This is a genomic window from Pelatocladus sp. (assembly GCF_059505505.1).
In genome coordinates this window covers 1-14,598 of record NZ_JCACKS010000049.1, presented here as the reverse complement: position 1 = coordinate 14,598, position 14,598 = coordinate 1, and the positions used below count along the sequence as shown (strand labels likewise).

Here is a 14,598-nt window from a genome sequence, read left to right as displayed (position 1 = left end):
ATGGAAACTGTTCTCAAGCAAGCAGCGTCCTAACCAACATGGCTACGGCTATAAAGCTTGGATAAAAAGAGTTTCTGTAGCTTCGTACCTTCCTTGGGATTCGTAAAGTGCAGCTAAATTGTTGAAGCTTTGTGCAATGTCGGGATGGTTTTCTCCCAGTAGCTGTTTTCTTAACTCCAAAGCTCGGATAAAAAGGGGTTCTGCTGCTTGGTACCTTCCTTGGGAACGGTAGACTCATATCTTGCACCTATCAGTATAAACCCAGATAAACTAAAAATATACCCCATAAAGCTACCTTATTTTTATTGGCTTTTATCGCTAAATCAAGGATTTTAGCTTAATACTGAGTAATTAAAACACATCAAATTTTATTGGTGCAAGATGTAAGTAGAGTAGTGCTAAATTGTTCAAGCTGAGTGCAACAAGGGGATGGGTTTCTCCCAATAGCTGTTTATGTAACTCCAATGCTTGGATATAAAGTGGTTCTGCTGCTTCGGATCTCCCTTGGGAACAGTAAAGTCCAGCTAAATTGTTCAAGTTGAGTGCAATAAGGGGATGGGTTTTTCCCAATAGCTGTTTATGTAACTCCAATGCTTGGATATAAAGTGGTTCTGCTTCCTCGTACCTTCCTTGGGATTTGTAAAGTCCAGCTAAATTGTTCAAGCTGGATGCAACAAGGGGATGGTTTTCTCCTAAACGCAATTTTACTGCTGGTACACATTGCTGAAACCAAGGTTCTGCTAGTTTATATAAACCCTGCCCATCGTAAAATCTAGCTAAACCAAGAAAAGCCCAAATTAAATTTTTATCGATGACAGCATCGATTAAATTTTCTGCCACTTCTGTTAAATGGGGAATCGCTTTTTTAACTGAGTTAAGAAATTCTAAAGTTGGTGATTTCGGAATTGTTTGAGCAATTTCCATAAAAGTATTGGTAAATGCTTGCTTAAATTCGTTAATTTCTTCTAATTCTGCTAACTTTTCTCGTAAGAACTCGCGAATTAAGGGATGAATTTTATAATTAGCTTCTCCTTCTTCTAACCTTTCAATTAGATGACGTTTATAAAGCTGCTTTTTAGCTTCGTTTACTTCTTTCTTTGTCCAATTCAGCGACTCGCTAACAGACTCTACATATTTCCAAGCTATTTCATCTGGAGAAAATAAACTTAACAATTCTCCAACACGTTTAGTCTTTGGGTCAAGCTTGATCCAGGTTAAGTTAAATGCATCTCTCACACCTAATTTTGCGGTCATTTCTGTTGCTTCTAAATCTTCTGAAGAAGGATTTATTGCTTCATTTTTTAGCCGTTCCTCTTTCAAAGCTTGCAACATATCAGCAATTGATAAATCTGGGTCTTCTACCAAATATCGTCCCACTAATTCTAAACCTAGAGGTAAGTAACCCAGCCATTTACATAAATTTTTAGCTGTTTCAATGTCTGTATCTACTCGTCTATCATTTTCGCCTAAAATACCTCTTAACAATGACAAAGCTTCATCTGTTGATAGTACATCAAGTGATATTTCAGCATAGTTGATATCTAATCGTCGCTGACGGGTTGTGATTAATATCCGAAAGCGATTATTAGTTTTTGGCAAAAATTCTTTGATATGCTTTAATTCAGTAACATCATCTAAAACAACCAGCACTAAACCTTCAGGTGGTTGCCAATTTTGCCAACACCAAGCTACTTGTTGATGAATATTGAGTGGATTTTCTTGAGAATCCTTTTGGGGAACTTCTAACTTTAAATAAAGTTGAGTAAATTGGATAATCTCTGCTGCTAAATTTCCATCTCTGACAGAAAACCAGCAAATACCTCCAGGATAATAATTTTCATGTTCTCTCGCATATTTTACTGCCAACTCTGTTTTACCAACACCACCCATCCCAGCAACAGAGGAAATTGCTACAGCATTTTGTTGCTGGTAAAGTTTTTCGTGAATATTGGCGAGTTCATGCGATCGCCCAACGAAATGGGAAACTCCTTGATGGGGTATATATTTTACAGCTACAGCTTTTTGGCTAGATAGCAATTCTTTAATTATCTCCCGAATCGCTTCCGCATCCGCACCTTGGTAAATCTTGTCACCAATGTGAATATCCTTGCCTTCCCGGATATTAACGTTATACTTGCCAATTTGTAGCGTACCTTGGCTGGAGCTTGCGCTAATTGCCTGACACAAAACCGCCAAATCCCCATCCGTATGCTGGTGACTGAGAATGCGCTCGATAATGGCTAATAAATCGTCAGAGGCAGGCATCGCTAGAACTGCTCCTAAGTAATTTCACTGTAACTTAAGAAACTTCAATTAAATGATTATCAATTCCGGAAAAACTATAATTTTGGTAATATTAGGCGCTGTTTTGAGAATTTCTCTATAATTTCTGTATATTTTAATGCTTTGAGCAACAAGCCAATTTCAACTAGCTAGGGAAGCGCGATGGCTGACTCGTGGGAATTACTGATAATATGCGATCGCATCCTCAATGGCAGCGCAGACGAGGGTGATATTGCCCTATTGCGTCAATACCTTACGGCAAGCGGTGGTAAAAATGTCTTGCAGTTGGGAAAGTACAACGTTAATATTGGCGATGGCAAGGATATTTATATTGGCGATCGCATTTATCAAGGCACTGACGCAGAGACTATTCGCACCATTTTGCTAGAGGTACTTTCCCAGAACACCCAGCAAATAGAAATTGACTGGCACGATATTAGTCAAACCATGCTGTCGGAGCAGCAGAGACTCACCACAAACCCACTCACATCCGGTGAGGGAGTTAGCTACCGCACCGATCAGGTGTATGTACCATTGGGATTGGTGGAGCGGAAAAAGCAAACTCGACGACGGGAAGATGTACCACCAGAGCATGGTTCAGAACTTTACCGGGAAACCGAAATTACCCAAACCTTTGAGCATCAGCAATTTTTAGAGCAGGTACTCAAACAAAGACAAAGCCCCAAAAGCCAGGGAAAACGTATTGTGATTATTGGCGAACCGGGAGCAGGGAAAACGACGTTGTTGCAGCAAATCGCTCACTGGGTAGCCGTAGAAATGCCCGATGCGGTGGTGATTTGGGTATCTCTGTCCGATTTGCGGGGACGGGAACTGGAAGCATATTTGTTTGAAGTATGGTTGCAAGCAGTAGCCAGGAAAGTCGGACAAGCCGAACCTTCAACCCAAATTAAAGATGATTTTGTGGCTCAGTTTAACCTCTCACGGATGGGCTGTTGCTGGATGGGGTTGATGAAATGCAAGCAACCCTGGGTAATCCCCTAACAGAATGCGATCGCCAACTTCGCACGGGAACTTTGCTACAACAAGCGTGGATTGTGCTTTCCTGTCGGCTAAATCTTTGGGATGGTGGTAGCAATGCCCTGGATTCCTTTGATAATTATCGCACCCTGGAGTTTTCCTATCCCCAACAGGTGGAGCAGTTTATCGGCAATTGGTTTGGTTATCTGCCATCGGCAGAAAGCCAGACAGGACAAAGGTTGTGCGCGGCTTTGGGGGAACCGGGGAAGGAGCGAATTCGGGATTTGGCGAAAAACCCATTGCGGTTGACGCTGCTGTGTTTCAACTGGTACTTGGGTGAGGGAAAATTACCGGAGACAAAAGCGCGGTTGTACGAGCAGTTTGTCGCGGATTTTTACGAATGGAAGAAGGGGCAGTTTACGACGACGGGGGAACAGCGTAAGCGGTTGAATGCAGCGTTGGGAGAATTAGCAAGGGATGCGATCGATAAGGAAGCAACGCGGTTTCGATTGCGACAGGATTTTGTCTGCGAGTATTTAGGGGAACCGGATGATGCTGATTCGTTGTTTGGGTTAGCGTTACGGTTCGGATGGTTGAATAAGGTGGGTGTGGATGGAGAGAATCCCAGGAAGGGGGTGTATGCGTTTTTCCATCCAACTTTTCAGGAGTATTTTGCTGCGTTGGCGATCGATGATTGGCATTATTTTTTAAATCACATTCCTGAGAATCCCAGCCATCCAGATGCGAGTTATGTACCTGGACGCTAATAATTACACGGCAGGCTTCGGGTCAAGTCGAAGTATAGTAAGGTTTGAGCGCGTAATCTATATAAGCCTGCCGTGTAATTATTCCTGTCTTCCTACTTACCGGATTTTTGAAGCGCAGTGGAAAGAAGTATTTTTGCTTTGGTTGGGGCGAAAACATATTTTTAAGCAAGAAAAGGAAAATTTTATTGATGCTCTAGTGAAATTTGAAGATCGATGTAACGGTTTTTACTGGGAACAAGCTGTGTTGATTGCAGCAGAAGGGATAGCTGAGTTTAAAAGTTCTATTTACGAAATAAAGATTATAGAACAGCTGACTTTGTGGGCTTTTGGATATTTTGATTTCCAAAAGCAGCAATGGTTAGAAGCTTTAGTTCCTCAAGGATAGACCGAACGATTTCTCGAATTACTTCTGCATCTGCACCTTGGTAAATTTCGTCACCAATGTGAATTTCCTGTCCTTGTCCCAGGTTGACTGCATATTTACCTTGCTGAGAAATAATCTGACCACCACCACTGAGCCATTTTCGCAGAACTGTCATATCAGTCTCAGTCTGCTGGTGTTTGACTATGCGGTCGAGGATGGCATTTAATTCTTCAGGAGGGAGCATTTTGATCGTGGTTCAAGCAGTAAATTTGTATTTATGTTTAGATGGCGATGCCTTCAGCAAGTGCAGCGATCGCAGATAATTACCTTTCCTCTCTCACTGTTATCGTCTCCAAACTTTAATCGTCTGATCCCTTCCTCCACTAATTAATGTTTCTCCATCTGGACTGATTGCAATAGATGTAACTCCTCGGCTATGTTGTTGAGGCAAAATTTGTGATTCTTTTTTGGTAATTTTCCATTCTACAATTTTCCCATCATTACCTCCGCTCACTAAAGTTTTACCATCTGGACTAAAAACATTTCCTGTTTCTATATCCCATAATTTAATGTCTCGGTTATCATTAGCTGCTAATATTTTGCTATCTGGACTAAAAGCAACTGAGTCAAAACCGAAAACATCGAAAAAGTTACTAAAAACAGTTTTACCAAAGGTATGAATGAGGTTATCTGTGCCTAAAGTCCAAACATTTACTTGATAGGCTTTACAGGCAGCAATTAGTTGAGAATTGGGGCTAATTGCTACAGCAGTAAACCATAAATCAAAAGTATCTGTGATGGAAAATGGAACAGATATTTCTCGCAACATTTCCCATGTATTTGTCTGCCAACGTTTAATAACTTGGTTCCCACTACTAACAAAATATTCTTGTTGTGAATTAGGACTAAAAGCTAACTTCAACCCATAGCGCATTACAGACTGCTGGGAGAAATCAGTTAACTGCTTTGATAATTTATCTATTATGCCAATTCCGATAGATTGAGTATAGTCGTTCTCTGTTAAATTAGCGACACATCGCCAAGTTACTTTTTGAATAGCTTTAACTAAAGCTTGGATCGCTTGTTCATCCCACTGTTGATAAATGCGATCGCCTATGTGGATGTCTCTACCTTGACCAATATTGACGTTGTACTTACCTAATTGCGATACGATTTGGCGATCGCCAGCCAAAAGTTGCTGACGTAAAAATTTTATATCCTCATCAGTTTGCTTTCCAATCTCAACTCGGTGCAGAGTTTCTTGGATCTGCTCAGGATGTGTCATTGAATACCTGTAAACAATAGAATTGTAATTAAAGTAAAGCAGCTATATCATTTTACCGTTGTAGCACTTTTGCCTAGCCAGAATGATTAAATGATTAAATTTTGGATTTTACGCGCAGCTACTTCACAGTTTCCAGTCAAAATACAACATGACTAAAATTTATCTCGATGTTTGTTGTCTGAATCGAACTTTAGACAATTTAGAACAGTTTCGGATGCGGATGGAGGCTGAAGCAGTAACAGAAATTATTCAAAATTGCGAAGATGGCAAATGGATATTGATGAATAGCGATATTATTGAATTTGAGGTTAGTCTACATTCAGACTCATTTAAACAACAACAGGTCAAATCGATACTAAATGTAGCCAATATTTATATTCAATCAACTGAAAATATTGATTTGAGAGCAGAAGAGTTAATGAAGTTGAGTTTTAAATTTCACGATGCGTTACATTTGGCTTTTGCAGAAGCTGGAGATGCTGATGTGTTTTTAACGACTGACGACAGACTGCTTAGGAAAGCAAAAAAGTTTCAAAGTATTTTGAACATAGAAGTCGAAAACCCTACAATTTGGTTAATGAATGTTTTACAAACAGAGGAAGAAAACAATGAAACTGACGGAAATTAGGCAACAAGGATATCAAGCTCTCATCAATGCTTTAGGAGTAGCAGGAACGCTAAGGTTTTTACAGCAGTTAGAAGTAGGTTATGGTGATTATACTAAAGAACGTCATCAATGGCTCAATCAAGTCACAATAGATGACTTCCGTAATTATGTTAAACAGAAAAAAGTTGAATAACAAGCACTCATCCCGATGAAATCGAATTGGCAATTGAGCGTAATCAGGTAGCCTATAGCAGTCTTAAATCATTCGTGAGAAACAAGAAAGGCTGAAAGGCTTGTAAAAACGTGTTTTTAGACTCCGTAAATTCTCACAACTCACATAGGATTGCTATAGTAGATGGCTTAAGAAGCAACTTCAATGTTAGTGATTGATTCTATAGATATATCAGTTTCTTCTAAAAATTCTAATAGTTTATTTTCTGAGAAAAGCGATAATTCTAATGGTGTGGAATCTCCCTTAACCGAAATTCTACCTTCAACGTTAAGTTGATAAGTTTCTTCAGCACTGAAATAATGATCATTCCAGTCACCTATTGAAATTTGTTCAGATTTTTCTTCATCAAGTGTACAATATTTTTATTTGTTACCCACAAGCTAGAGGAAGCTTATCGTGTGAGTAGCAATATTTTAGTGCTGTCGCAAGGAGAAGTTATTGCCAACGATTCTAAAGAAAATATTTTTGAGCGACCACCAAATTTAGTTGTCGCCAAAGTCACAGAATGTAAAAATATTTCTCGCATCCAAGCAGTTGATTCTCAACAGGTTAAAGCTTTGGACTGGAACTGTAATTTGCAAGTGGTAGAACCTATCCCCAACTCCGCCAAATATGTCGGAATACGCGCTCATCACCTCACCTTCTGTAATGACCCAAATCAGGAGAATACTTTTGCTTGTTGGGTTGCTGACACAAGTGAAACCCAACACCGATTGACTGCCTATCTCAAGCTAAATCACCCTCCTAGCGACTCTGAAGATTATAATTTACAAGTGGAAGTGTATAAAGAAAAATGGGCTAATCTCAAAGACCGTCCCTTCCCTTGGCGTATTCATTTAGACCCACTACGGCTGATTTTGATGGAGAGTTGAGGTGTTTTTAGAGACTTGCTTTTGAGACTGGCTGATCACTTGAAACTCATCTGAATTGAGCGACACAACAATATTTTCAGACTCTACCTGAATTAGCCAGCGACCGCTCATCTTTGGCAATAATCCATATAGTCTTAGTTAACTCATCATCTGAAGTACATTCTTTTCAAAATTAGGATAGAAGCAATCTATCAAATATGGTATTAATAGCAACATCTCTCAAAAAACGTCTGATTATCACTCTTGGCATGGGGTTGACTGCTTTCTGCATTGCGACCCCCGCAAAAGCTTTTGAATTAACCTATCAAGGTGACACAACAAATCAGCCTACTTGGCTGCGTACTGCACCAGGAGATCCTCCCGATAGAGTCAGTGGTTCAGATGGTGGGCCTGGTATGAATCCAGCCTACGATGTTTTTGAATTTGTGGTTGAACAATCGGGTTTATATAGCTTTGCAAGTGCTGTACCTGGAGCTACGTCATCTAATGATGGAGCTTGGGATAATTTTTTGGTTCTATATCAAGACAGTTTCAATCCTAATGACCAATTGACCAATGCTCTGATATCAATTAACGCTCCCAATAACGGTAGCTCTGCTTTCAACCAACAACTGAACGCTGGAGAAAACTACTTTTTAGGTGATTGTGTGCAAGATTTTTCTTGATTTTCGGATATTGGCTCTATAGGTAGGTCATTGATTTCCCCTTGGCTGGTTTTCATAAAACCTCTCGATAACTTGGAAATCCTACTAAATGAATTGTCTGTTCCACAATTGGAGGAAAGGTGAGCAATAATTAGCCCACCTGTGGTCTACTGTTGGGCGGCTAAACTTTACTTCTTGTCGCTAGAAGCAACAATTTCGACATTGCCTTTTTTCAGTGCTTCTAGGGCTTCGCCTTCAGCATCTTCTTGTTTTTTCTCACTTTCTTTGACTGCTTTATCTGTATCAGTCAGTTGCTTAACTTGTTCATCGCTTTCGAGAATACCGAACTCAATCAACAAGCTAATTCAGTTGTTGAGAAATTTCACCTGATAGCGATCGCAACCGTTCTACCCAACTACTATCTTTTGCGCTGTGATCAGAGTATTTACCCAAATCACACCGTTGCAATCACTTGATTGCAGACATGCGAATATGTCTTGAGTACAACTTTATAGTTGCAGTTACTTCAGGAGCATCACAGTCAGATAATTGCTCGGATACTCAACAGAGTTTGAAAGGGTACCTGGAGTTGATCAGCGAAGATTCTCGAACTACCAATATTGTTGCCCAAATCTGAGAGTGACTATACTACTGGTAGGAATTACACAAAATTTCCCTGCTTACCACCAAACCAACCAATAGTAGTACCACCAATCAGTGAACAGTCCTAAAATCCTAATAGCTCTAACTGATAACTGTTAAACTCTACCCTAAATAGTCGCTACAACTTCCCCAATCTTACTGATGTCATAGCCACCGAGAACCTCTAACTGGGATTGGACTAGCCGATGTCCCAAAGTACTAAGCAACTGCTGTACTGGTGCTTCTTCCAGATATTCTTTGAGAATTACCAAGTCATATCGCGCCCGATGTAGGGGAACAAATCCTAACCCAAAAGCAGTAGCTATAGATGCCGTACTGACACCTGCATCAGCAATTCCTGAAACTATAGATAAAGCAACATCTTTATGGCTGTGGACGATATGCTCAAATCCTTTGAGAGTATGGAATGGAACTTGTTCTTCTTGGAGTTTTCTCTCTAAAAGCATCCGACTGCCAGAACCCGGTTCACGGTTGACAATGGTTGCTCCTAAGTCCACCAAATCAGAAACACTTTTAATTCCCATTGGGTTTCTCGGTGGAACTAATAATCCCTCTTCCCAAACCCCGATAGTGATCAAGACAGCACTTTTACCTGCTAAGGCTTCCCGCACAAAGGGAATGTTATATTCCCCAGTTTGGGGATCGTACAAGTGCATCCCGGCGATATGTACTTCACCTCGGTCTAGAGAACGCAATGCAGCCATGCTGTTAGCAAAATTGTAATGAACTCGCAACTGGGGATGCCAACGTTCGGTGGCTTTTGCCCAAAGAGAAATTACAGGTGTACAACCAGCAATCACAACTGTATTGTGCAGTTTGTCCATATCGTCCAGAAGCCGGACTTGGACTTTATTTGTTCCTATCTGCCCTTGTGCTTCACCGTCGGCTGGAATCATTTCGATACGAAAAGCATCGTTCCCAACTAGGGGATAAGCTATCCATTGGCCTCCAACCCGCGCGAGACTAACTCGTACTTGCCGTCCAGTGGGGACAGGTTTAGTAAGAACTGCCTCAATTTCAGGCAGATCTTCCTCAAACCAGAATAAGTTCTCGACTTGGCAGCCAAGCGCTTTAGCTAAACGTAGTGACACAGCAACTGAAGGAGCATATTGTCCTGATTCCACACCACTAATAGTCTGACGAGTCACCCCAGCTATGTTAGCCAAATCTTGCTGACTCATGCCCAAACGAGTTCTAATCGACTTCAGGTTGTTGCACAGACTCCCGTCTTGCTTCATGAGGCTGTATCTCTCCGTTACAAAAAGCCACAGTGGACAAACTTAATCTACCGAGGCAATAGCAAGGTCTTCTAGTATATGCTGTATGCTGTTTTTGTTGGAAGATCAGAAGACTGCTCTTATCAATTCTAATCAACCTACGGCAAGCATAACATACATTTTGCTAAGATACTTGCTAATTTTTGATTTCTTCGGAGCAAGTATAGTGTACAATTCACTAAGTTACTTGCGGATTTCTGCTATTACAGCAAGTAAATTTAACTTGTTGCTAGTTTACTTAGCTGCTTTCTTATTCCCCTATAGTAAGATTAACATACATTTTGCCAAAATAGTTGGTAAAGGAAAATTTTTTATTCTATATCTGTTTATCTTCTAAGAGAAATGGGTGTAGGGGAGGAAAAAGTGTTTCTTTAGTTTACCCTCGAAGGACATGAAGGACGAGTTTAAAACTCTTGATTTAGGGTTGGCAGATTATTCCCTACCTAGAGTCACCAAACAGGGATTAATTACCGCATAAGCTTCTGTTCCCTCGCATAACTCCAATTCATCTGCTGAGGTAGTAGTCATGATCGAAATTAACTCTACTTCATGAACAACCTTTAAAGTTACCTGACTACTTACTCCTGTGCGAATAACTTCTGTGACTACACCTTTAAGGATATTGCGAGAGCTAACTTTCAGAGGTTTGTTGCAATGAGTGATTTCTATATAGTGAGTCTGGATCTCTTTTGCTTCTTGCTTTTTGCTTGGTATTGATTGTGGCGATCGCGCTTGAAGTTGATCAAGTCCGCGTACTAGTTCCCGAAGAATTTCCGTTTTAGTACGTTGCAACCTTTGGGATAATTCGTCTAGAAGTTTGCGCTCTTGCTCTGAAACTTGAAATGTGATCCATCCTTGTTCTTTTCTTGGCATACATTTTTACTTCGGTAAAATTTTACCAACCGTTAATTTTAGGAAGAAGAATTCTTCAAGCACTAATAATCAATTAATATAAGAAGACTTTTGGCTTTGATTAGCATTATTGTTACTAGTAAACTTTACGGTAACAATGTTTACTCTTTAAGCTATTAATGGTTGTCCTGCTGAGTCGATTGAAACGATCCCGTCGTTATGCAATTGAAGTAGTTGATCAACTCTCAGCGTAGATGCGATCGCTATCAGGCGTTCCCACAAAATAACAACTTCAAGTTAGAGTAGCGTTCTCGTAAGGAAAGAAGCTCGCAGCCAAAGAGCTAAAGCATAACTATAAGTCATATGCAGATGAAGAATATGTGCTGATGCAATTATTTTAGCATAATGCATACTAAACTTGCTATAAAATCAAAATCTGTAAGTATTTTTACAAAATACATGAGATTGTTGCTGCAAAAAAAATTTAAAAATAGCAAATAATTTTGCAATGTGTGTGTTATGCTTGCAGTAAGGGGAATAAAAATAGTAAAAGCATTAACGAGTCTTCCCATAGAAACGAGATGTTTTAGAAGACTTTAGTTATTTCCATAGAAGGTGCTATTGAATCAGTTACGATTTTTTGTAACTTTATTCTTGAGGTGTTTGATAGATTGCAGTTCTTGATCAAGATAAGAGTTTTATCTTTTTACAGGTCATCTGCGGTATTAGATAATTAGTGAAATTTTAAGTTACTTCAGTTGCTGCAATTGAGTTCATGTCACATTGAAAATATTTGTTGAGCATCACGAAATAATTAGCTTTGTGATTTCTCACTCAATACAAAGGCTTGCTTGCTGGGTTAGGTGTATCTAACTTTGATCAGTTAGATGTATCTAACTTGGGGAAAGGGAAATTTCCCTTTCCCATTTCCTCTAATCTTCACACGTTTAATAGGTTTTCTGCCGATAGGGGATGTGGGGAAATACCTTATAAGACACCTTACCTTCTGGAATTATGATGGTTACTCCTTTTACTGCCAACTCCCCTATCTTTCTTCTTCAGATGATAAACACAATAAATAACTCATTCTAAACACTGTATCTGTTATGTTGATTTATTCATCAGTTACTGTATTCCTTGCCATTATTTTTGTTTTCGTTACTGCAAAAATTACAAATGAACTCTTGCAGTTATTAAGTGCATTATTTTCTTTATTGTGGTTTTGTATAAGTTCAAAATTGTCAATTGTGCCAATTGAGGTATTGATTGCAGTCAGTTTTATTTTCACTACACAAAAAATGCATTATTTGAATCGTAGTAAATAGTTACTACAGATGCCTTAGCTATTACTAGGAGTTAAATTTATGGTGACATCTTTAGAGTTCAATAATAAACAAAAAATCCTTTTTACTCAGGATTTTCAAACTTCTGTTACTCTGTATGCAGCTGGTAGCTTAAGAGGTGCTATTTCAGAAGTTGCACAGGATTTTGCTAGAGAATATGACATACCTGTAAGACTTGAATTTGACCATTCTGGTTTGCTACGAGAGCGTCTTTTAAATGGAGAACACAGCGATATATTTGCTAGTGCTGATATAGGAAATCCCGCCACTTTAATGAAAGCTAATAAAAGCAGCCCAGTAGTGAATTTTACCAGGAATAAAATGTGTGCCATTGTCAAACCTGGTTTAAAAGTGACACCAAATAATCTCTTAGATTGGATGTTAAATCCAGAAATAAAATTAGGAACATCAACACCAAATGAAGATGCTTCTGGGGACTACGCACAGGAAATATTCCGTAAAGCTGAAAAAGTACAACTAGGTAGTTTTAACGAGCTAAATCAAAAAGCATTACGTTTGGTAGGTGGACGTAATTCTCCTATTGTCCCCAAAGGAAAGAATGAACTTGCATACTTCATCACTGAAACACAACAGGTAGATATCTTTTTAAACTACTGTACTGCTGCTAGGTTAGCTATTTTAGCATCACCAAATTTACAAATAGTGGAATTACCAGAAAAACTTGCACTCAAGGTCAATTATGGTATGAATTTGATGAAGAATGCCAGCAATTCTGGAGTGATGTTAGCTATGTATATTCTTTCTCCAGATGGACAAAAAATCTTGAATAAATATGGGTTTGATTCACCTTTAATATCTTGCACACCACAGTAATCACTGCTTATAAGTGAGGAGAAAAATGAATTTAAAAAAATGGCACAAGATGTAAATCCAGATCGAAATCAAGAATAAGTAAAATACTTATTTTTTCTTCCTTCACCCTATCCTAACTCAGTACAAGTAAGAACATGAACAACATTCAAATAAAAATCAACAAACCACTTAACGAGACGGAATGCAAACATAATCAAATAAAGTTGCAGAATCAGAAAAAAGTATCTTGCAAAAAACCACCACAACCAGGCGCGGCTCAAGGGAATTGTCCTTTTGAGGGAGCAATGGTGGCTCTTGTACCAATTACTGATGCTGCTCATTTAGTACATGCTTCATTTGCCTGCACTCGCAACCCCTGGGTAAGTCGTGGTAGTCTCTCATCAGGTTCTAAAATACACCAAATTGGCTTCACTACTGATTTGAGTGAGAATGATGTCATTTTTGGTGGTGAACAGAAGCTTTATCAAGCCATACTCGACATCGCTCAACGCTATAATCCTGCGGCCGTCTTTGTCTATTCTACCTGTGTCACTGCTTTGATTGGTGATGACATGAATACTATTTGTCAAGCAGCTGCAAGAAAAATCGGTATTCCAGTTATCTATATAAATGCACCTGGATTTCTTGGTAGTAAAAATTTAGGTAATCGTATTGCTGGTGAAGCTTTATTGGAACATGTGGTTGGAACTGCGGAACCAGAAATGATTACACCATTCGATATTAATATTATCGGTGAATACAATGTTGCTGGTGAAATATGGAACGTTTTACCACTGTTGAAGAGATTAGGTATTCGTGTTCTTTCCAAAATTACGGGTGATGCTCGCTATCAAGAAATTTGCTATGCTCATCGCGCCAAGTTGAATGTAGTGATTTGCTCGAATGTATCACTAGGAATGGCACAAACAATGAAGGAATGTTATGGAATTCCTTACATTGAAGAATCTTTCTATGGTGTGGAAAACATGAACCGTTGCTTGCGGAATATTGCTGCAACATTAGGCGATTTTTATCTTCAAGAACGTACAGAATGGCTGATAGCAGAAGAAACCGCAGCACTAGATATTGCCCTAGCTCCCTATCGTTCCCGCTTAAAAGGAAAGCGTGTTGTTCTTTATAGTGGAGGTGTCAAAAGTTGGTCAATTATTTTAGCAGCGAGAGACTTAGGAATGGAGGTGATTGCTACTAGTGACAGAAAAAGTACAAAAGAAGAAAAAGCCAAAATTAAACAATTACTTGGTCAAGATGGCATTGTTTTGTCCAAGGGAAGTCCCAGTGCATTACTACAAGTACTGGAGAATACAAAAGCTGATATGTTAATAGCTGGAGGAAGCAATCAATACACAGCACTGAAAGCAAGGATTCCTTTCTTAGATATTAATCATGAACGTCATCATGCCTACGCTGGTTATGCAGGGATGCTGGAAATGGCTCAGGAATTGTATGAAGCCTTGTATAGTCCTGTATGGAAACAAGTCAGAAAACCTGCTCCTTGGGATGCTTCTGTAGGGGTGTAGGAGTGTAGGGGTATAGGGGTGTAGGTAGGGCAAGCGCATCTTAATTTTAAAAAATCAAAATTATTACTTACGTAATTTCC

The 14,598-nt window shown here is 39.3% G+C and carries 14 protein-coding genes and 1 pseudogene; 8 read left to right on the top strand and 7 right to left on the bottom strand.

Going from position 1 to position 14,598, the window contains the following annotated elements; all coding sequences use genetic code 11:
- Positions 1-48 precede the first annotated feature (48 nt).
- Positions 49-222 (bottom strand): annotated as a pseudogene (locus tag AC5JMK_RS05185) (tetratricopeptide repeat protein); the annotation flags it as partial.
- A gap of 129 nt (positions 223-351) precedes the next feature.
- A complete protein-coding gene (locus tag AC5JMK_RS05180) occupies positions 352-2,265 on the bottom strand; it encodes a tetratricopeptide repeat protein (protein WP_495909540.1) in 1,914 nt (637 codons plus the stop codon).
- 180 nt (positions 2,266-2,445) lie between these two features.
- Between AC5JMK_RS05180 and AC5JMK_RS05175 the strand changes: the two genes are divergently transcribed.
- On the top strand, positions 2,446-3,285 hold the full coding sequence (locus AC5JMK_RS05175) for an NACHT domain-containing protein (protein WP_495909539.1): 840 nt from the start codon (positions 2,446-2,448) through the stop codon (positions 3,283-3,285).
- A complete protein-coding gene (locus AC5JMK_RS05170; protein ID WP_495909538.1) occupies positions 3,258-4,028 on the top strand; it encodes an NACHT domain-containing protein in 771 nt (256 codons plus the stop codon). Before AC5JMK_RS05175 ends, AC5JMK_RS05170 begins: the two co-directional genes overlap by 28 nt.
- A gap of 299 nt (positions 4,029-4,327) precedes the next feature.
- Here AC5JMK_RS05170 and AC5JMK_RS05165 read toward each other — a convergent pair whose 3' ends face one another.
- Positions 4,328-4,636 carry a hypothetical protein gene (locus tag AC5JMK_RS05165; RefSeq protein WP_495909537.1) on the bottom strand — a complete coding sequence of 103 codons (309 nt, stop codon included), beginning with the start codon at positions 4,634-4,636 and terminating at the stop codon, positions 4,328-4,330.
- Positions 4,637-4,735: 99 nt separating this feature from the next.
- Positions 4,736-5,677 carry a hypothetical protein gene (locus AC5JMK_RS05160; protein WP_495909536.1) on the bottom strand — a complete coding sequence of 314 codons (942 nt, stop codon included), beginning with the start codon at positions 5,675-5,677 and terminating at the stop codon, positions 4,736-4,738.
- A gap of 148 nt (positions 5,678-5,825) precedes the next feature.
- On the opposite strand from AC5JMK_RS05160, the gene AC5JMK_RS05155 reads away from it, so the two are divergent.
- The 4 genes from AC5JMK_RS05155 to AC5JMK_RS05140 all read left to right on the top strand — a co-directional run bounded on the left by AC5JMK_RS05155 (position 5,826) and on the right by AC5JMK_RS05140 (position 8,053).
- Entirely contained in the window at positions 5,826-6,305 is a 480-nt protein-coding gene (locus tag AC5JMK_RS05155; RefSeq protein WP_495909535.1) for a type II toxin-antitoxin system VapC family toxin, read from the top strand.
- On the top strand, positions 6,286-6,477 hold the full coding sequence (locus tag AC5JMK_RS05150; RefSeq protein WP_495909534.1) for a hypothetical protein: 192 nt from the start codon (positions 6,286-6,288) through the stop codon (positions 6,475-6,477). The genes AC5JMK_RS05155 and AC5JMK_RS05150 overlap by 20 nt, the downstream gene beginning before the upstream one ends.
- 437 nt (positions 6,478-6,914) lie before the next feature.
- Entirely contained in the window at positions 6,915-7,388 is a 474-nt protein-coding gene (locus AC5JMK_RS05145; RefSeq protein WP_495909533.1) for a hypothetical protein, read from the top strand.
- A gap of 197 nt (positions 7,389-7,585) precedes the next feature.
- Positions 7,586-8,053, top strand: coding sequence for a PEP-CTERM sorting domain-containing protein (locus AC5JMK_RS05140; protein ID WP_495909532.1), 468 nt, complete (start codon positions 7,586-7,588; stop codon positions 8,051-8,053).
- 167 nt (positions 8,054-8,220) lie between these two features.
- Here AC5JMK_RS05140 and AC5JMK_RS05135 read toward each other — a convergent pair whose 3' ends face one another.
- The 3 genes from AC5JMK_RS05135 to AC5JMK_RS05125 form a co-directional block, all read right to left on the bottom strand.
- The gene (locus AC5JMK_RS05135; protein WP_495909531.1) at positions 8,221-8,391 is read right to left on the bottom strand and encodes a hypothetical protein; all 171 of its coding nucleotides are present in this window, start codon (positions 8,389-8,391) and stop codon (positions 8,221-8,223) included.
- Between the two features lie 411 nt (positions 8,392-8,802).
- The gene (locus AC5JMK_RS05130) at positions 8,803-9,933 is read right to left on the bottom strand and encodes an XRE family transcriptional regulator (RefSeq protein ID WP_495909530.1); all 1,131 of its coding nucleotides are present in this window, start codon (positions 9,931-9,933) and stop codon (positions 8,803-8,805) included.
- Between the two features lie 471 nt (positions 9,934-10,404).
- Positions 10,405-10,845: a TOBE domain-containing protein gene (locus AC5JMK_RS05125; protein ID WP_495909529.1), complete on the bottom strand. Its 441-nt coding sequence runs from the start codon at positions 10,843-10,845 to the stop codon at positions 10,405-10,407.
- A 1,343-nt stretch (positions 10,846-12,188) separates the two neighbouring features.
- On the opposite strand from AC5JMK_RS05125, the gene AC5JMK_RS05120 reads away from it, so the two are divergent.
- Positions 12,189-13,001: a molybdate ABC transporter substrate-binding protein gene (locus AC5JMK_RS05120; protein WP_495909528.1), complete on the top strand. Its 813-nt coding sequence runs from the start codon at positions 12,189-12,191 to the stop codon at positions 12,999-13,001.
- A 134-nt stretch (positions 13,002-13,135) separates the two neighbouring features.
- A complete protein-coding gene (gene nifE, locus AC5JMK_RS05115) occupies positions 13,136-14,518 on the top strand; it encodes a nitrogenase iron-molybdenum cofactor biosynthesis protein NifE (RefSeq protein ID WP_495909527.1) in 1,383 nt (460 codons plus the stop codon).
- Positions 14,519-14,598: the final 80 nt, after the last annotated feature.